The sequence below is a fragment of the Salinarimonas soli genome (assembly GCF_008386575.1).
GTDB classification, from domain to species: Bacteria; Pseudomonadota; Alphaproteobacteria; order Rhizobiales; family Beijerinckiaceae; genus Salinarimonas_A; species Salinarimonas_A soli.
On the sequence record NZ_VUOA01000033.1, the window covers coordinates 53,288 to 70,653 of the forward strand.

Genomic DNA, 17,366 nt, shown 5'->3' on the forward strand with positions numbered 1-17,366 from the left:
GAGGATCCCTGGGGAGAGCCATGCGAGAGACCCAACATCACTGGTCGCGCCCGAGCGGGATGCTGCCCAACAGCCGCTTCCCCCTCCTCGTCCATCGCGGGGCGATCCCCGGCGGCGGGGTCGAGGCCGTCAAGGCGCGCTTCCGCGAGAACGGGTGGCTCAACAACTGGAGCTATCCGGGCATCTACACCTACCCGCATTTCCACTCGACCACCCATGAATGCCTGGGCTGCGCCGTGGGCTGGATGGAGGTGGAGCTCTTCGGTCGCGGCGGGACACGGGTGCGCATCGAGGCGGGAGACGTGATCGTCATGCCGGCCGGCGTCTCGCACAAGATGGTGGGGTCGAGCGAGGACATCGTGATGGTGGGCGGCTACCCGGACGGCCGCGACTGGGACAACATGCAGGAGGAGGCGATCACCGAGGAGGAGCGGCGCGCGGCGGCCAAGCGCATCATGATGCTGCCCATCCCGGCGCGCGACCCGGTCACCGGCGGGCCCATGCGGGACTGGATCGACGCCCCCTCCTCCGTCGACGCGGACCTGAACGACTTCCGCGACGCGCTGGACGCCCGGTGAGCGGCGGCTCTCGCGCCGAGGTCCGGCAGAGCCCGGGACGGCGCGGCCCCTAGAAGTGCAGGAGGGTCGGCGCGACGAAGCCGAGGATCGCGAAGACCGCGCCCACGGCGCCGACCCCCGCGCCGAGGAAGGCGAGCCAGCCGATCCCCACCACCACGGAGGCCGAGGCGAGCACGATGGCGAGCTGCATGGCGGCGGAGGCGAAATCGAACATGTCGTCCTTGGCGAGCGACAGGTCGCGCAGGGCCTCGGCCGCCTTGGCCCGCGTCACGAGCTCGCGCCGGCCCTCGCCGCCGGTCGGCCCCGGCTCGCTCTCGTAGCGCGCGATGTCGGCGCGCCATTGGGCGACGAGCTTGCGGGCGGCCTCCTGGCGCTCGGGCGCCATCGCCGGCAGGTCGAGCTCGAGCCGGTCGGCGTCCGCCCGCAGCACGGTCTGGCGGATCGTCTTGGCCTGGTAGAACGACCAGAGATTCGCCGCGTCCACGTTGCTCTTCTGGGCGTCCTGCTCGGCGTTGCCGCCGGCCACCTCAATGATGGCGAGGAGCGCCGCGAGCGTCGCGATGAGCAGGGCCACCCGCTTGGCGCCCCGCTCGTGCACCTCCGATACGTTCTCGCTCGCCTCGTGCGCCTTCATGATCCGCCCCCGTGTTTTGACCCCTCATAGACGAGGCCCGGGGCGGGCGACATCCGGCAATCGACAGAGGCGGCCTTAATCCTCGGCGTCGCCGCCGGCGAACAGGCCGTATTGCGCGGCGGGGTCGCGGTTGGGCTCGGGCAGGCCGAGATGGCGGAAGGCGTGGGGGGTGAGGATGCGCCCGCGGGGGGTGCGCTGGATGAAGCCCTTCTGGATGAGGTAGGGCTCGATGATCTCCTCGATGGCGTCGCGGGGCTCGGAGAGCGCCGCCGCGATGGTCTCGATCCCCACCGGCCCGCCGCCGAACGAGTTCGCCACGAGGGTGAGGTACTTGCGGTCCATGATGTCGAGGCCCACGGGGTCGACGTCGAGGAGGCGCAGGGCCCGGTCGGCGATCGCCCGCGTCACCTCGGCCGCGCCGTCGACGATGGCGAAATCCCGCACCCGGCGCAGGAGCCGCCCGGCGATGCGCGGGGTGCCCCGCGAGCGCTTGGCCACCTCGTTGGCGCCCTCGTCCGTCATGCCGAGGCCCAGCACCCGCGCGCCGCGCTTCACGATGAGCTCCAGCTCGTCCACCGTGTAGAATTCCAGGCGGATCGGGATGCCGAAGCGGTCGCGCAAGGGGGTGGTGAGGAGGCCCGCGCGGGTGGTGGCGCCGACCAGCGTGAACTTCGGCAGCTCGATCTTCACCGAGCGCGCGGCCGGGCCCTCGCCGATGATGAGGTCGAGCTGGTAGTCCTCCATGGCGGGGTAGAGGATCTCCTCCACGGCGGGGTTGAGGCGGTGGATCTCGTCGATGAAGAGAACGTCCCGCTCCTCGAGATTCGTGAGCTGCGCCGCCAGATCCCCCGCCTTGGCGATGACGGGCCCGGAGGTCGAGCGGAAGTTCACGCCGAGCTCGCGGGCGACGATCTGGGCGAGCGTGGTCTTGCCTAGCCCCGGGGGCCCGACGAAGAGCACATGGTCGAGGGCATCGCCGCGGGTCTTGGCCGCGTCGATGAACACCTGGAGATTGGCCCGCGCCGCGCGTTGGCCGGTAAACTCGGACAGCGCGAGGGGCCGGATCGACGATTCGAGATCGTCCATACGCTTCTCCGGGGTGACGAGGCGGTTGGCTTGGGTCATCGGGAATCCAGGTCGGTCGGGCCCGCGCGCAGCAGGCCCGAGGGCTGTACCACATATGGGGATTGGATGCGTGTTTCGCTTTTGTTCAGGGCGAAATATCGCATGAGCGCGGGGGCTTTGCGTTTATGATATTGTCTCGAAAGCCAATGCGAGGTTGCGCATGATCGCCGTCCGCCAGCCCGGCTTCGAGTATATGAGCCTGGACGATTTCGAGGAGGCGCTCGCCGACAAGCCGTCGGACGAGCGCTGGGAGCTGATCGGCGGGCGAGTCGTCAGGATGATGGTCGGCGCGCGCTGGGAGCACGCTCGCATCGTCAACAACCTGTCGCGTCACGTCGGCAACGCTCTCGACGCCGCTGGGTCGTCCTGCCAGGTGTTCACCGAGACGTTCTACCTGAAGAGCCGGCCTCTCGAGGCCGCGATGCTGCCCGACGTGATGGTGGTGTGCGGCAGCCTGGAGCCCGGAGCCACCTCGGCGAGCGATCCGGCCGTATTGGTCGAGGTCATGTCGGTGGGAAGCGAGGCGCGCGACCGTTACGAGAAGTGGCACGTCTACCGCCAGCTTCCCTCGCTGCGCCACTACGTCCTCGTCACCCGCGATAGGCCGCTCGTCGAGGTGTTCGACCGTGCCGGCGAGGTCTGGACGAACCGGGAGCTGGAGGGCCTCGACGCCGCTCTCGACCTACCAGCAATCGGCGTCTCCCTCCCCTTGCGTGACATCTACGCCCGGGTCTTCGGCTGAGAGGCTGAGCCGGGGTAAACGATCTGCCCCCTCATGCTAAGGCGCGAGCCGCTGGGGAGCCTCGGAGCACGCAGCATGGTCGTGAGCCGGAGGGGTCCCCCTGGAGCGCCCTCCGAGGCTCGCTCCGCTCGCGCCTCAGGACGAGGTGGGAGGGGCGAAGAGGCTCAGGACGAAGGTGGGGCTTGGGCTGCAAAGCTCAACCCGCAAGCCCCCGCCAGACCAGGACGGCGCCGCCGGCGAGGATGGCGATCTCCAGCATCGCGGTGTGGATCCGCACCGGCAGGCGGTGGAGCAGGGCCTTGGCCACGAAGGCGCCGGGCACCGTGGCGCAGCCGACGAGTAGCGCGAAGATCAGGAGCGGCGCCGGGAGCGCCTGGTTGAAGCCGAAGGTGGCGGCCTTGACCGTGCCGATGAGGATCGAGATCGCGGCGTCCGTCGCCACCACCGCAGGGCCTGCGAGCCCCGCCGCCATGAGGAACGACACCAGGATCACCCCGGCCCCCGAGGTGCCGCCCGTCACGAAGCCGTAGGCCGCCCCCGCCGGGACGAGCTGGCCCGCGGTGAGGGTGAAGCCCCGCTTCTGCAGGATGCGGCGCAGGGGCACGAGGGCGATCAGGGCCGAGCCGATTACGAGGGCGGCGCCCCGGGCGTCGAGCCCCGCGAAGAGCGTGGCGCCGAGCGCGGTGGGCAGGAGGGCCGCGGGCACGATCCGCGCCACGGCGCCCCAGGCCACGTACGTCCGCAGGGCGAGGAAGCGGCTCACATTGGTGAAGAGCGCGGTCACCGAGATCACCGGCACCACGTTTTCGGGGCCGATGATCGGAGCGAGCACCAGGGGCAGGAGGAGGCCCGTGCCGTAGCCCGCGAGCCCGCCGATGATGGAAGCGCCGAACGCGGTGGCGGCGACGAGCGCGATCTGCGCGAGGGTGAGGTCGGCGAGCGCGAAAGCCATCGCCGACCGCCTCCTACCGCGCCAGCTCGCGCAGCCCTAAGCGGATCAGGGTCTTCGCCTCCGCGTCCTCGCCCGCGCTCTTCATGGCGGCCGCCACCGCCGCGGAGGCCTGCACCTGCGGGTAGCCGAGATTGACCAAAGCCGAGACCGCGTCCGCCACGGGCCGGGGCGCGGAGCGGTCCTCCATGGCGTCGGTGAGGCGGATCAGCGCCGGGTCGACGCCCGCGAAGGCCGGCGCCTTGTCCTTCAGCTCGGCGCAGATGCGCGCCGCGAGCTTGGGCCCCACGCCGGGGCCGCGCGCGATGGAGCCCTTGTCGCCCGTCGCGATGGCGCTCGCGAGCTGCCCCGGCTCCAGCACGGAGAGGATGCCGAGCGCCACCTTGGAGCCCACGCCCTGCACGCCCTGGAGCAGGCGGAACCACTCGCGCTCGGCGTCCGTGCGAAAGCCGTAGAGGCGGATCATGTCCTCGCGCACATGGGTGTCGATGGACAGGACCGCCGCCTCGCCCACGGGGGGCAGCTTCTGGAGGGTCCGGGCCGAGCAGTGCACCACGTAGCCGACGCCGTGCACGTCGAGGATGACGTGGTCCTCCGAATAGGAGTCCACCACGCCCTTGAGCTTACCGATCATGGGATTGCATCACCTGAGGTCGGCCCTTCATGTAGGAATTCAAGCCCGCATCAGGGATGCGCCAAGAGAGCGCGCCTTGCGCTGATGGGCATGCGCGATGGCGATGGCGAGCGCGTCCGCCGCGTCCGCCGTCTTGGCGTCGGATTTCGGCAGCAGGATGCGCACCATGGCCTGGACCTGCGCCTTCTCGGCGTGGCCCACCCCCACCACGGTCTTCTTGACCTGGTTGGCGCCGTACTCGGCCACGGGCAGCCCCGCGAGCGCGGGCACGATGAGCGCCATGGCGCGGGCGTGGCCGAGCTTCAGGGTCGCCTGCGCGTCCTTGTTGACGAAGGTCTCCTCCACGGCGACCTCGTCGGGCTCCCATTCCTCGACCACCCGCCCGATGGCCTCGAAGAGCTGCTTCAAGCGCAGCGCGAGCTCCAGGTCGCCGTCCGACTGGACGACGCCGCAGCCCAGATAGCCGAGCCGCGTGCCCTCCAGCGTGATCATGCCCCAGCCGGTCTTGCGCAGGCCGGGGTCGAGTCCGAGGATGCGGATGCGATTCACGCGAGGGCGCCGGGGTTCGGGGTCGGGACAGGGCGAGTGGTCGCGCGGGGCGGGCGCGTTGTCAATCAGGGCTCCCACGAGCGGGGGCTGCGGGGCAGGTCGCCGAGGGGATCGAGGGCCGCGACCCGCGCACCGAGTGCCGTGTTCCAGCGCCAGAGGACGAGATTCGCGCCCGCCGCGCGCGTTGAGGGGACCCGTACCCCGATCGCGCCGGCCTCGATCAGGCGGCCCGCGAGATCCCAGGTCGGAGGGCGTCCCCGCTCGATCAGGGCGATCTGCTTCCAGGGTGCGGCGAGATCGGCGGGCGTCGTGCCAAGTGCCGCGAGCGTCGCCGGATCCGTCAGGTCGAGGATGCCGCCGGCCTCGACATCGTAGGCGCACAGCATACCGGGGCGGATCCCAAGATCCTGCTCGTATTCCGCCACGGCCATCGTGAACGCCTCCGACATGTAGAGGGCAGGCGTACCGGGCGCGTTGTAGCGCCCGCCATGGCGTGCCGCCCCCTCCCCGCTCAGGGGCTGATGCGACCAGCGTGGGGCGAGCATGCGCCAGAAGCGACCGGCGACGTGGATGGGCGCGGCGCCAGGGATCAACCGTAGACGCCGTCGCGCAGCATCGCGAGATGGGCGAGGACGGCTGCGCCATTGCCGGCTTCGACAAGCTCCGCGGCGGTGCGGCCGTCGAAGCCCGACAAGGGCTGATGCCGGAACCAGACCACGGCCCGGCCCGTGTCGCCGCCCAAGAGGTCGGCAGCCGTGGAGACGATTCGGGCGATCTCGCCCAAACCCTCCTGGACGACCGCAGAATCAGGCTTTTGCGCCAGGGTGTTGCGGTGCACCTTGGCGAGGCGCGCCACCTCCGCCTGGGTGACGCGCAGGCGATCGGCGATCCGCTGGGGCGAGATCATGCGCCGGCGGCTATCGGTCACCTCGGCCAGGAACTCGCTCAACATGGGCGCCTCTTGTGCGTGACATGCACAAGGTGAGCACTTCTCAAGCCCGGATCAAGCCCCGAGCTTCGCGGCGAGCGCGTCGGAGACCTCGAAATTGGCGTAGACGTTCTGGACGTCGTCGTGCTCCTCGAGATTTTCCATGAGGCGCACGAGCTTCTCGCCGGCCTCGTCGTCCACGTCGACGGTGGTCTGGGCCTTCCAGACGAGGGACGTCTTGCGCGGGTCGCCGAAGCGGGCCTCAAGCGCGCGGGCGACCTCGGCGAGGCTGTCGGCGGCGCAATAGACCTCGTGCCCGTCCTCGGTGGAGACCACGTCGTCGGCGCCCGCCTCGATGGCGGCCTCCAGCATGGTGTCGGCGTCGGCCTTGGCGGCGTCGAACGCCACGAGGCCGATGCGGTCGAACATGAAGGACACGGCGCCCGTCTCGGCGAGGTTGCCGCCGGACTTCGTGAAGAGCGAGCGGATGTCGGAGGCCGTGCGGTTGCGGTTGTCGGTCATCGCCTCGACGATGAGCGCCGCGCCCGCCGGGCCGTAGCCCTCGTAGCGGATCTCGTCGTAGCTCTCCGCATCGCCGCCCTGGCTCTTCTTGATCGCCCGCTCGATGTTGTCCTTGGGCATGTTCTCGGCGCGCGCGGCGAGGATCGCGGCGCGCAGGCGCGGGTTCATGTTGGGATCGGGCAAGCCCATCTTGGCTGAGACCGTGATCTCGCGGGCGAGCTTGGAGAACAGCTTGGAGCGCTGCGCGTCCACCCGCCCCTTGCGGTGCATGATGTTCTTGAACTGCGAATGTCCGGCCATGGCGTGTTCCGTCGGTCGTTGGGCATCGGGCCGTGCGCTCGCGGCGGCGAGGCAGGCGTCCGGGCTTAGCGGAAATGTCGCCCCGCTTATAAGGCCGGGCGCAGCGTTCGCAAAGGTTGAAGCCGGGCGCGCCGCCCTACTCCCACCAGTCCGGCCCCGCCTCCTGGAGATGCGGCCCGATCCGCACCGGCGCCGCCCGGACTGCAAGGCCCCGACCGTCCGTCTCCACCGCGATGCCGCACAGGGTCCCCTCACCCGTTGCCGCCTCGAGCCGGGCGCCGGGCGTCTTCTGGAGGAAGCGGCGCACGGGCTCGTCGCGGTGCATGCCGAGCACGGACTCGTAGTCGCCGCACATGCCGGCGTCGGAGAGATAGGCGGTGCCGCCGGGCAGGATGCGGGCGTCGGCGGTGGGGACGTGGGTGTGGGTGCCAACCACGAGGCTCGCGCGGCCGTCGAGGTGGTAGCCCATGGCCTGCTTCTCGCTCGTCGCCTCCGCGTGCACGTCAACGATCACGGCATCCGCCACCTGGCCTAAGGGGCAGGCGTCGAGCTCGCGGTCGGCGGCGGCGAAGGGGTCGTCGAGGGCATCCATGTAGAGGCGGCCCATGACGTTGACCACGAGGACGCGGGCGCCGCCGCGCGCCTCCACGAGCATGGCGCCCCGACCCGGCGTGCCCGGGGGATAGTTGGCGGGGCGGACGAGGCGGGTCTGGCGGGTGATGAAGACGAGGGCCTCGCGCTGGTCGAAGCTGTGGTTGCCGAGCGTCACGGCATCGGCGCCCGCCGCGAGGATCTCGTCGCAGATCGCCTCCGTGATGCCAAAACCGCCCGCCGCGTTCTCGCCGTTGACCACCACGCAATCGAGGAGCCAGCGCTCGCGCAGGGCCGGCAGGCGCTCCATGACGGCCTGGCGCCCCGGCCGTCCCACCACGTCGCCAAGAAAGAGAAGTCGCATCGGCCTAGATTCCCGTCCGGATGATCTCGCGCTCCGTGACCACCCAGTCCAGGCGGCGGTCGTGGGGTTCGAGCGGGATCTCCGCCATCTCCTGTACGCCGAAGGCAAGGCCGATGGCGAGCACGGGATGCACGTCGGAGAGGGCCGCGATGGAGCGGTCGAAATGGCCCTTGCCGTAGCCGAGGCGCCCGCCCCGCCGGTCGAAGGCGGCGAGCGGCACGAGGAGCGCGGCGGGCGAGCAGGCAGGAGCGTCGGGCAGGGGCTCGCCGACGCCGAAAGCCCCCTTGATGAGGGCGTCACCCGGGCGCCACAGGCGCCAGCTCAAATCGGGATGGTGGATGCGCGCGAGGGCGACCGGCGTCCCGTGTCCCGCCAGCGCCTCGATGAGGGGGCGGGTGTCGACCTCGGAGCGGACCGGCCAATAGGCGCCGACGGGCCCGGCCCCCAGGAGGTCGCGGCGGGAGAGCACGCGATCCGCGATTGCCCGCGAGGCGTCGGCGCGCACATCAGGGGCAAGCGCGTCGCGGCGGGCGAGGGCCTCGCGGCGAAGGGCGCTCTTGGCGGCGGCCGTGGAGGGATCGGTCATGGGAGGAGACGAGTGCGGAGCCGCGAAAGGCGTCGGAGTAGCGATCCCGGGAACCTACAACGTAGGTGGGCGCCGTGTGTCCTGGTCCACGGACCAGGTCAGGTACAGCTCCCGTTGGGATCGATAAGGCCCCGGGGAATATGAACTCCTAACGCACCCCACAGCCCCGCCCACCCAATGTAGGAGGCGCGGCGCGATTCCGGAAGAGGGCGCGCGGGCGAAATCCCGCTCCCGCAGAATCCCGCGAATAGGCCCGAATTTCGTGGATCGTTTAAACGTCAAATTGAGACGATCCCCCTATGGACAGGTTCATGGAGGCACGTTTCATGCTCATGTCCCGGTTCGCAGGCGCTCGCGACGGCAGCGTCGCGGTCATCTTCGCGCTCGCCATGCTCCCGCTCCTCGCGATGGTGGGATCGGCGGTGGACTACAGCCGCGCCTCCCGCGAGCGCGCCCTCATGCAATCCGCCCTCGACATGGCGCTCCTCGCCGGCGCGGGCTCCAGCGACCAGGTGGGGACCGCTACCAAGGCCTATGCGAGCGAGCGGAGCGGCGACAAGGCTCGCTTCTGGGTGGATGACGGTGGGGTGCTGCGGGGCACGGCCGACGCCACCGTCAAGACCGCGGTCATGCAGGCCGTCGGCATCGCGACGATGCCCGTCTCGGTCAGGGGCGGCGCGAGCGTCGGGGCGGGGCGCCTGGGCAATGTCTGCCTGCTCGTTCTCGTGCCCACCGGCACGGGCCTGACGATGAACTCGTCCTCCACGATCGACATGCCCAATTGCGAGGTCCACGTGCGGTCGACCGCGAGCCAGGGAGCCGTGATCGTGAACTCGAGCTCGTCCCTCGTCACGAGCCGCCTGTGCGTCGCCGGGCAGATCACCCTCAACAGCTCGCCCTCGCGCCAGAGCTACAAGCCGGGCTGCCAGCCCGTGAGCGATCCCTTCGCGGGCAAGCTGCCTGTTCTTCCCGCCGCGGCCACCTGCACCCACACGGACCTCGCCCTCAACGGGGGCTCGAACCCGACCATCCCCGCCAACAGCGTCATCTGCGGCAACCTGAACTTCAACGGCTCGGGCACCGTCACCTTCGCGCCGGGCCTCCACCGGATCCGCGGCACGGTGAACATCAACAGCAGCATCGACGTCGTGGCGAACGGCGTGACGTTCTACCTGGAGACGTCGAGCAGCCTGCTGCAGATGAACTCCTCGACCAAGATGGCGCTGACGCCGCCGACCTCGGGCACCTATGCCGGGATCGCGATGTTCGAGCCGCCGGGGATCGCCACGGCCTCGAACCTCAACCTGAACTCCGCCTCGGACATGCAGACGAACGGCCTCTACTACCTGCCGAGCCGCAACGTGACCCTGAACTCGTCGTCGAGCGTCCAGGCCCGCCGGCTCACCATGGTGGCGCGCACGGCCATCGTGAACTCCTCGTCCACCTGGAAGGTCGACCTCGCCGACGATCCCACCCGCCGCATCAGCGTGGGCGGCGCGATGGCCCTGGTGGAGTGATCGACGCCGGCCCGATCGCCATTGACGCGAGCGCGCGCCCCGCTAGCCTCGCGCCATGATCTCGAACCATGCCTTCGGCGAGCGCGTCATGCGCCTCGTCGACGATCTTGCCCGCCACACGGACGGCCCCGGCCTCACGCGGCTCTACCTCTCCCCCGCCCACCGGGCGACGGCGGAGGTCGTGCGGGGCCTGATGGAGGGCGCCGGCCTGCGGGCCCATATCGACGCGGTGGGCAACGTGGTGGGCCGCCATGGCCCGGAGACCGGGCCCGTCCTCCTCATCGGCTCGCATATCGACAGCGTCGTGGACGCGGGCCGCTTCGACGGGCCGCTCGGGGTTGTGGCGGGGCTCGTGGCCCTGGAGGCGCTGGCGCGCGAAGGCGCCGACCTGCCCTTCGCCGTGGAGCTCCTCGCCTTCGGCGACGAGGAGAACGTGCGCTTTCCCACCAATCTCTCCACCTCATACGCGGTGGCGGGCCGCTACGATCCCGCCTGGCTCGAGGGCCGCGACGCGGACGGCGTGTCGGTTCGCGATGCGCTCCAGGCGTTCGGGGCGGATCCCGCGGGCGTCGCGGGGCTCGGGCGCGATCCCCGGGACGTGGTGGGCTATCTCGAGGTGCATATCGAGCAGGGGCCGGTGCTGGAGGCAGAGAACCGCCCCGTGGGCGTGGTCTCCGGCATCGTGGGGATCACGCGCCTGCGCTGCCACGTGGTGGGCGAGGCGGGGCATGCCGGCACGGTGCCGATGGCCATGCGCCGCGACGCGCTCGCCGCCGCCGCCGAGATGATCGGCGCGGTGGAGCGCATCGGCGCCCGGCGCACCGACACGGTCGCCACTGTTGGCGTCGCCCGCCCCCAGCCCGGCGCCGTCAACGTCATCGCGGCCCGGGTCGACTTCACGGTGGACGCGCGCGCCCCCGACGACGCGGTGCGCGCCGCCATGATGACGGATCTCGAGGCCGAGTGCCGGGCCATCGCCGAGCGGCGCGGGGTCGGCTTCGGCATCGAGCCCACGATGGAATCGCCCGCGACCCCCATGGATCCGGGCCTCACGGCCGCCCTAGAATCCGCCATGGCGGCGAGCGGCCTGGCGCCCCGGCGCCTCGTCTCGGGCGCGGGTCACGACGCGGTCGCGATGGCGGCGCTCGGCCCCACGGCGATGCTGTTCGTGCGCTGCCTCGGCGGCGTCAGCCACAACCCGGCCGAGTCGATCACGGCGGAGGACGCCGACGTCGCGGTGCGGGTGCTCCTGGAGGCGATCAAGGCGATCGGACGGGCTCGTCAGCCGAGCTGAAGCCACCAGAAGCCCGCGCCGCCGATCACCACGAGGGCCGCTCCCACCCCGTTGACGAAGCGCAGCAGGCGCCGGAACGCGGCGGATTCTCCTGAGCGCGCCAGGCGCTCCTCGGCGGTGGCGGGATCGCGCAGGGACATGGCGTAGAGCCCCGGCGTGTGGCCCGAGCCCGACGGCCCGTCCTCCTCGATGCCCACCCGCAGGCTGATCACGAGCGTGAGGAGGCCAAGGAGCAGGATCCCGAAGAAGCCGAGCCAGGCGAAGGCGGACACGGCGGCGAGCGCCGCGCTCCCGGCCGAGAGGGCGATGAACAGGGTCTCGGAGCGGAGCAGGGCATAAATCCGGGAGCGCATGCGCGAGCGTACCACAGGAGACGCCGGATCGCCCGGCCCGGAGACCGCTCCATGCTCGACCGTCGCACGTTCCTCGCCGGGCCGGCCCTCGCCGCCTTCGGCAACATGGCCCGCGCCGCGGACGAGGCCTGGGCGGCGCTGGCCCGCGGCGGCCACGCGGCGCTCATGCGCCACGCCCAGACGGTGCCGGGCACGGGCGATCCGCCGGGCTTCCGCCTGGAGGATTGCAGCACGCAGCGCAACCTCAGCGAGGCGGGACGGGCGGCGGCGGCCCGCCTCGGCGGAGCCTATCGCGAGCGGGGCGTGCGGGTCGCCCGGGTTCTCTCCAGCCAATGGTGCCGCTGCCTCGACACGGGCACCGCCCTGGGGCTCGCGCGCGTCGAGGCCGCGCCCGAGGCGCTGAACTCGTTCTTCGACGCCCGGGGCGAGGCGCAGCGGTCGACGGCGGCGCTGCGCGCGCTCCTGAGCGCCCTGCCGGCCGAGGGCACGGTCGCCGTGCTCGTGACCCATCAGGTGAACATCACGGCGCTGACGGGGATCTTTCCCGCCATGGGCGAGACCCTGGTCCTACGCCTCGATGCGGCCCAGGGCTTTCCCGTCGCCGGGCGGATCGCGGGGGGTTGATGGGGCTTTCCTCTCCCCTAGGGAGTGGGATGCACGAAGCGCCAGGGGTGAGGGGGTACCACGCCAATCCAGACATTCCCCTCATCCTGAGGAGCCCGCAGAGCGGGCGTCTCAAAGCACGCAGGACGCTTCCACAGCCGTCCGGAGACCCTGGAGCGCCCTTCGAGGCCCCGCGTTGCGGGGCGCCCCAGGACGAGGGTGGAGGCGGGGCAATCGCCGTCTTTCGCGCCTGCCTGCCAGGACGAGGGTACAGGGCGAGCGGAGCCGCTATTCCGCCGCGAGGGCGACGTCGTCGAGAACCCAGTCGCCGTCCGCCTCGCGGAAATAGCGGTCGATCGCGCCCTCCAGCTCCGGCAGGAGCAGGCCGCGCTCGCTGGACAGGGTGGTGTCGCGGACGGGCCCCTCGCCCGTGACGCGGACGAGATCCGGATCGAACCCCGCCGCCACCGTGACATGGCGGGCAAGCTCGGCCCAGGACATCGAGCCCCGGTTGGCGAGATGCCAGACCCCTTGGCCGCCGTCGATGAGGAGATCGAGGGCGCCGTGGACGAGGTCGGGGACGTAGGTGGGCGAGACCACGTCCTGGCCCGCCTCGAAGGCGCGCCCCGCGTTCACCGCGTTGAGCACCGCCCAGACGAAGTTGTGCCGGTCCCACGGGCCGAAGAACGCGCTCGTGCGGGCGACGAGCGCTCCCGGATGGGCCTCCAGGACCCGCCGCTCGGCCTCGGCTTTCGTGGCGCCGTAGACGCCGGCGGGCGCCGCGGGGTCGCTCTCGACATAAGCCGCACCCTTCCGTCCGTCGAAGACGAGGTCGCTGGAGAAGGTGAGGTAGGGGATCCCGAGCCCCGCGCAGGCCTCGGCGAGGACCGCCGCTCCGTCCGCGTTCTCGCGCCGGCAGCGCTCGGGCTCGCGCTCCGCGTCCGCGACGCGCACGTAGCCCGCCGTGTTCACCACCGCCCAGGGACGGTGGCGCTCCAGGGCCGCGCGCACGCTCGCGCGGTCGGCGATGTCGAGCTCGGCTCGGCTCGTCACCACGTGGTCGAGGCCGCGATGGTCGCACACCCGCGCCATGGCCCGGCCCAGCGTCCCCGTGGCGCCCGTGACGAGCACGCGGCGGGGCACCGCGACGCGCACGCCCGACCCCGCGGCCCGGCCCTTGGGCCGGTAGAAGCGCTCGTCGCGCCACCACCAGCCCGCCCGGTCGAGGACGGGATGGTCGTAGGCGCCCGTCTTGGCGAGGGACTCGGCGGCGTGGGCGAGCGCCGTGCGCCGGGGCGCGGGCCCGCGCACGTCGAAGGGCCCCGCCTCGTAATGGCCGCGCCGCTGGGTGAGCAGGCTCGACCAGTCCATGGTGCCGAACAGGGTCCAGATCGTGACGCCGCGCATGTCGACGCCCTCGTCGCGCACCGTGTGGGCCGCGTTCCAGACCTCGACGAGCCAGCGCAATTGCTCGTCGCGCGAGCAGCCGTGATGCACCTCCGTGATGGCGATCGGGCGGCCGTAGCGCGCCCAGGTCTCGCGAAGGCGCGCCGCGAAGCCGATCTCGCTCTCGGGCAGATGGACCCGCACGGCCTCGGCGTCGGCGTAGCGGTGCCGGCCGTTCCCGCCCCGATGGTGCTCGGGATAGCGGTCGAGCCGCTGGTCGAGATAGCGGTCGCTCGTCAGGTAATGGTTGATGCCGAAGATGTCGGGCGCCCCGTCGCCGTCGCGCAGCAGGGCGAGGTCCGCCTCCGGCACGCCGGCGTCGAGGAAGGTCCGCCAGAAGCGGTGCCCGGGCCCGACCCGACCGCACAGGAGATCGAAGGTGAGCCAGCGGCGCTCGTTCTCGTACTCGGCCTGGTAGGCGAGCGTCGGCGTCGAGAAGATCTTGCCGAGGTCGTCGGTCTGGACGAGCTGGGCCGTCGGGTTGACCCGGCGGATCGCCCGCATGGCGAGAAGCGTGGCCTTGCACTCGACGACGAGCGCCCGCAGGAACGTGGCCTCGTCGTGCCCGTGCGGATACCAGTGCCCGTAGAGCCCCGAGAAGCGCGCCGTGGTGAGGGGCTCGTTCACGGGGGTCCACAGGTCGACCCAGGGGTAGCGTTCCGCGACGCGAGCCGCATAGGCCGCGAACAGGTCGGGGAAGGCGGGATCGACGAGGCTCGTGTAGCGCGGTCCCGAGCCGTGGTGGACCAGGCCCGCGATGGGCCTGATCCCGAGCGCGCGCAGCTGCGCGAACCGCTCGTCGTGCCAGCGGAAGTCGCACCGCTCGGGATGGTCGGGCGCCACGCTCTCCCATAGGACGGGATAGCGCAGCGTCCGGATGCCTAAGCCCGCCACCAGGTCCAGGTCGCCGGGCCGGTCGCGGTGACCGGTCTCGGCGAGCTGGTCGCGATAGTCGTCGCCGACGCGCGCGATGGTGCATTCGAGCCCGCCCCAGAGCTCGATCGGTTGTCGGTCCGCCATGCTTCTGTCAGCCTCCGTTGGTGCGCCCGCCTCCCCTCAGGAGGCGATCGCCGCGCTCGACGCCACCACTGAGACCTTGTCGGTCTCGGCGCCCGAGGGCAGGGCCTCCTGGATCCGCCGGAAGGTCGCGAGCGCCTGGCCCACGATCTGGTCCATGTTGTAGTAGCGGTAGGTGGCGAGGCGCCCGACGAACCACACGTCCGGCGTGGCGTTCGCGAGCTTCTCGTAGCGCTTGAACAGTTCCTGGTTCTCGGGCTTGGGCACCGGGTAGTAGGGGTCGCCTTCGGCCGCCGGATACTCGTAGGTGATCGTCGTGCGCGGGTGGTCCTGGCCCGTGAGGTGCTTGTATTCCGAGATGCGGGTGTAATCCTGCGTCATGGGATAGTTCACGGTGCCGACCGGCTGGAACCAGGCCTGGTCGAGCGTGACGTGCTTGAACTGCAGCGAGCGGTAGGGCAGCCGGCCGAAGCGGAAGTCGAAGAACTCGTCGATGGGCCCGCTATAGATCGTGCGCCGGTGCGGGATGAGGTGCTTCACGTCCTGGTAGTCGGTCTGGAGCATCACGTGGATGTTGGGATGCTGCAGCATCTTCTGGAACATGCGCGTATAGCCGTGCTTCGGCATGAACTGGAACTCGTCGGTGAAGTAGCGGTCGTCCCGGTTGGTTCGGGTCGGCACGCGGGCGGTCACCGACTTGTCGAGCTCGGAGGGGTCGAGGCCCCATTGCTTGCGGGTGTAGCCCCGGAAGAACTTCTCGTAGAGCTCGCGGCCCACCTTCGAGACCACCACGTCCTCGGAGGTCTTGATCTCGTCCACGGTCTCGGCGCGCTGCGCGAACCAGCCCTCGAGCTCCTCGGAGGTGAGCTTGAGGTTGTAGAGCTTGTTCACCGTGTCGAGGTTGATCGGGATCGGCACGTGCTGGCCGTCGATCTCGCCCAGCACCCGGTGCTCGTAGAAGCGCCAGTCCGTGAACTGGGAGAGGTGGTCGAAGATCTGCTTGGAGTTGGTGTGGAAGATGTGGGGGCCGTAGCGGTGCATGAGCACGCCGGCCTCGTCGTACATGTCGTAGGCGTTGCCCGCGATGTGATCGCGCCGGTCGATGACCAGAACCTTCTCGTTACGCTGCGTCGCGATGCGCTCGGCGAGCACGCTGCCGGCGAACCCGGCGCCGACGATCAACCAGTCATACATAGATTTCACTCCGCAGGGGTGGCAGCGTAGGCAGGCGCGACGGTGCCGGCGCGGGCGCGCTGGCGGGCCGGGGGCTCGTCGCCGAGCACCTTGGCGATCTCGCCGTCCATGGCGGCCCAGGTCTTGTCCCAGGAACCGGCCGCGAGGTGCCGGTCGACGCGGGCGAGCCAGGCCTCCCGCTCCTCGGGGCTCCTCGCCATGAGGCCCTCGACCTTGGGCACCACCTCCAGGGGGGTCATGGCGATCTCGACGAAGCCCCGCTCGCCGTAGGGGCGCACCACGTCGGTGATAGGGGTCGACACCACCGGCAGGCCCGCCGCGAGGAACTCGGGCGTCTTGGTGGGGGAGATGAACCGGGTCGCCTCGTTGATGGCGAAGGGCATGAAGCCCACGTCCCAGGCGCCGAGATAGCGGGGCAGGTCCTTGTAGTCCCGGCCGCCGAGCCAATGGATGTTGGGGCGCTGCGGCAGGCCGGCGGGATCGATCTTCACCACGGGGCCGATCATCACGAAGTGCCAGTCGGGGCGCAGGTCGGCGCACTGGCCGACGAGCTCCACGTCCATGCGCTCGTCGATGACGCCGAAGAAGCCCAGGCGCGGATGCGGGATGTCGCGCAGCTCCGCGGGCTCCTCCGTCTGGCCCCGCGCCTTGGCGAAGTGGGCGGCCTCGATGGACGAGGGCAGGCCGTGCACGTTGCGGTGGCGCGAGCGCTTGGCCTCGTAGAGGCTCATGCCGCCCGTGAACACCACGTCGACCCGCTGGAACAGGCTCTCCTCGAGGGCGAGGAGCTCAGGCGACGCGCCCTTGAAGGCGGCGAGCTCGTCCATGTTGTCGTAGACGCAGGCGTCGCAATCGAGCTCGCTCGTGAAGGCGAGCGCCATGGGGGTGTAGTACCAGAAGACCCGGGGCGAGCCGGTCTCGCCCTCCAGCAGGCGCCCGACGAGGTCGCGCTGGGCGAGGATCGTCTCCTCGTGGGACAGGCCGTGCGGCAGGATCGGCGCCGCGATCGTCACGCCGCCAGGGCGCTCCGAGACCTCCATGTGCGGGGTCGCCCCGTCCCGGAAATAGGGCTCCTCCACCACCAGGACGCGGTAGGTCTGGGCGGCCCGGCTCAGCAGGTGCTGCGGCCGCTGCCACACGAAGTCCCAGCGCAGATGGGAGAAGCAGACGAGGAGGGGTCGTTTGGAGTCGATGCGGAGGGAGTCGGAGGCAGTCGAGGCGGTAAAGCGCTTCGGCATCGCGAAGGGTCCCCTGTGAACGGGCACAGTCGATCGATCGGATCGAAAAAATCCGCGCGGGCGACGGGAGGCTTGATGGTGGATCAGCCTGGATGGTGGAGACCTCAGGCGAGATCACAGCGTTAACGCGACCTTTGCGATACGGTTCCCTTTCGGGCGGGTGACTTGCCTGCCCAGGCAGGGCGTTTCACGTCTCCTTACG

General features: G+C 70.7%; 19 protein-coding genes and 1 other RNA gene. 5 read left to right on the top strand and 15 right to left on the bottom strand.

The window, feature by feature from the left end; genetic code table 11:
* The first annotated feature begins 20 nt into the window (after positions 1-20).
* Positions 21-578 (top strand): cupin domain-containing protein, encoded by a 558-nt coding sequence (locus F0L46_RS18055; RefSeq protein ID WP_149820111.1) that lies wholly within the window; start codon positions 21-23, stop codon positions 576-578.
* Positions 579-627: 49 nt separating this feature from the next.
* Here F0L46_RS18055 and F0L46_RS18060 read toward each other — a convergent pair whose 3' ends face one another.
* Both F0L46_RS18060 and ruvB read right to left on the bottom strand, forming a co-directional pair.
* Positions 628-1,212, bottom strand: a complete 585-nt coding sequence (locus tag F0L46_RS18060; RefSeq protein WP_149820113.1) for a DUF4337 domain-containing protein — start codon at positions 1,210-1,212, stop codon at positions 628-630.
* 75 nt (positions 1,213-1,287) lie between these two features.
* On the bottom strand, positions 1,288-2,337 hold the full coding sequence (ruvB, locus tag F0L46_RS18065) for a Holliday junction branch migration DNA helicase RuvB (protein WP_149820115.1): 1,050 nt from the start codon (positions 2,335-2,337) through the stop codon (positions 1,288-1,290).
* Positions 2,338-2,497: 160 nt separating this feature from the next.
* On the opposite strand from ruvB, the gene F0L46_RS18070 reads away from it, so the two are divergent.
* Positions 2,498-3,079 carry a Uma2 family endonuclease gene (locus F0L46_RS18070; RefSeq protein WP_240540052.1) on the top strand — a complete coding sequence of 194 codons (582 nt, stop codon included), beginning with the start codon at positions 2,498-2,500 and terminating at the stop codon, positions 3,077-3,079.
* 196 nt (positions 3,080-3,275) lie between these two features.
* Here F0L46_RS18070 and F0L46_RS18075 read toward each other — a convergent pair whose 3' ends face one another.
* The 9 genes from F0L46_RS18075 to ssrS form a co-directional block, all read right to left on the bottom strand.
* Complete coding sequence (locus F0L46_RS18075; RefSeq protein WP_149820117.1) at positions 3,276-4,031, bottom strand: sulfite exporter TauE/SafE family protein; 756 nt, start codon at positions 4,029-4,031, stop codon at positions 3,276-3,278.
* A gap of 13 nt (positions 4,032-4,044) precedes the next feature.
* A complete protein-coding gene (ruvA, locus tag F0L46_RS18080; RefSeq protein ID WP_149820118.1) occupies positions 4,045-4,662 on the bottom strand; it encodes a Holliday junction branch migration protein RuvA in 618 nt (205 codons plus the stop codon).
* 39 nt (positions 4,663-4,701) lie between these two features.
* The gene (gene ruvC / locus F0L46_RS18085) at positions 4,702-5,211 is read right to left on the bottom strand and encodes a crossover junction endodeoxyribonuclease RuvC (RefSeq protein WP_149820120.1); all 510 of its coding nucleotides are present in this window, start codon (positions 5,209-5,211) and stop codon (positions 4,702-4,704) included.
* Between the two features lie 65 nt (positions 5,212-5,276).
* Positions 5,277-5,804 (bottom strand): RES family NAD+ phosphorylase, encoded by a 528-nt coding sequence (locus tag F0L46_RS18090; protein WP_149820122.1) that lies wholly within the window; start codon positions 5,802-5,804, stop codon positions 5,277-5,279.
* Positions 5,801-6,163 carry an antitoxin Xre/MbcA/ParS toxin-binding domain-containing protein gene (locus F0L46_RS18095; protein ID WP_149820124.1) on the bottom strand — a complete coding sequence of 121 codons (363 nt, stop codon included), beginning with the start codon at positions 6,161-6,163 and terminating at the stop codon, positions 5,801-5,803. The genes F0L46_RS18090 and F0L46_RS18095 overlap by 4 nt, the downstream gene beginning before the upstream one ends.
* A 51-nt stretch (positions 6,164-6,214) precedes the next feature.
* On the bottom strand, positions 6,215-6,961 hold the full coding sequence (locus tag F0L46_RS18100) for a YebC/PmpR family DNA-binding transcriptional regulator (protein WP_149820126.1): 747 nt from the start codon (positions 6,959-6,961) through the stop codon (positions 6,215-6,217).
* Between the two features lie 136 nt (positions 6,962-7,097).
* Positions 7,098-7,916, bottom strand: coding sequence for a TIGR00282 family metallophosphoesterase (locus F0L46_RS18105; RefSeq protein ID WP_149820128.1), 819 nt, complete (start codon positions 7,914-7,916; stop codon positions 7,098-7,100).
* 4 nt (positions 7,917-7,920) lie between these two features.
* The gene (locus tag F0L46_RS18110; RefSeq protein WP_149820130.1) at positions 7,921-8,502 is read right to left on the bottom strand and encodes a 5-formyltetrahydrofolate cyclo-ligase; all 582 of its coding nucleotides are present in this window, start codon (positions 8,500-8,502) and stop codon (positions 7,921-7,923) included.
* A 13-nt stretch (positions 8,503-8,515) separates the two neighbouring features.
* Positions 8,516-8,672, bottom strand: a non-coding RNA gene (gene ssrS, locus F0L46_RS18115) — 6S RNA.
* Positions 8,673-8,813: 141 nt separating this feature from the next.
* On the opposite strand from ssrS, the gene F0L46_RS18120 reads away from it, so the two are divergent.
* On the top strand, positions 8,814-10,019 hold the full coding sequence (locus F0L46_RS18120; protein ID WP_188312034.1) for a TadE/TadG family type IV pilus assembly protein: 1,206 nt from the start codon (positions 8,814-8,816) through the stop codon (positions 10,017-10,019).
* 55 nt (positions 10,020-10,074) lie between these two features.
* The gene (locus F0L46_RS18125; RefSeq protein WP_149820134.1) at positions 10,075-11,313 is read left to right on the top strand and encodes an allantoate amidohydrolase; all 1,239 of its coding nucleotides are present in this window, start codon (positions 10,075-10,077) and stop codon (positions 11,311-11,313) included.
* Here the strand turns inward: F0L46_RS18125 and F0L46_RS18130 are convergent.
* Positions 11,301-11,666, bottom strand: coding sequence for a hypothetical protein (locus F0L46_RS18130; RefSeq protein WP_149820136.1), 366 nt, complete (start codon positions 11,664-11,666; stop codon positions 11,301-11,303). The two genes, F0L46_RS18125 and F0L46_RS18130, sit on opposite strands and share 13 nt — an antisense overlap.
* A 51-nt stretch (positions 11,667-11,717) precedes the next feature.
* On the opposite strand from F0L46_RS18130, the gene F0L46_RS18135 reads away from it, so the two are divergent.
* Positions 11,718-12,290, top strand: coding sequence for a histidine phosphatase family protein (locus F0L46_RS18135; RefSeq protein ID WP_188312035.1), 573 nt, complete (start codon positions 11,718-11,720; stop codon positions 12,288-12,290).
* Between the two features lie 267 nt (positions 12,291-12,557).
* On the opposite strand, the gene F0L46_RS18140 is transcribed toward F0L46_RS18135, so the two are convergent.
* From F0L46_RS18140 to F0L46_RS18150, 3 genes are read right to left on the bottom strand one after another with little or no spacing between them, the layout of a single operon-like run.
* Positions 12,558-14,735: a family 1 glycosylhydrolase gene (locus tag F0L46_RS18140; protein WP_149820137.1), complete on the bottom strand. Its 2,178-nt coding sequence runs from the start codon at positions 14,733-14,735 to the stop codon at positions 12,558-12,560.
* A 36-nt stretch (positions 14,736-14,771) separates the two neighbouring features.
* Positions 14,772-15,926 carry a UDP-galactopyranose mutase gene (gene glf, locus F0L46_RS18145; protein WP_149820139.1) on the bottom strand — a complete coding sequence of 385 codons (1,155 nt, stop codon included), beginning with the start codon at positions 15,924-15,926 and terminating at the stop codon, positions 14,772-14,774.
* A 5-nt stretch (positions 15,927-15,931) separates the two neighbouring features.
* Positions 15,932-17,164, bottom strand: coding sequence for a glycosyltransferase family 1 protein (locus F0L46_RS18150; protein ID WP_149820141.1), 1,233 nt, complete (start codon positions 17,162-17,164; stop codon positions 15,932-15,934).
* Between the last annotated feature and the right edge of the window lie 202 nt (positions 17,165-17,366).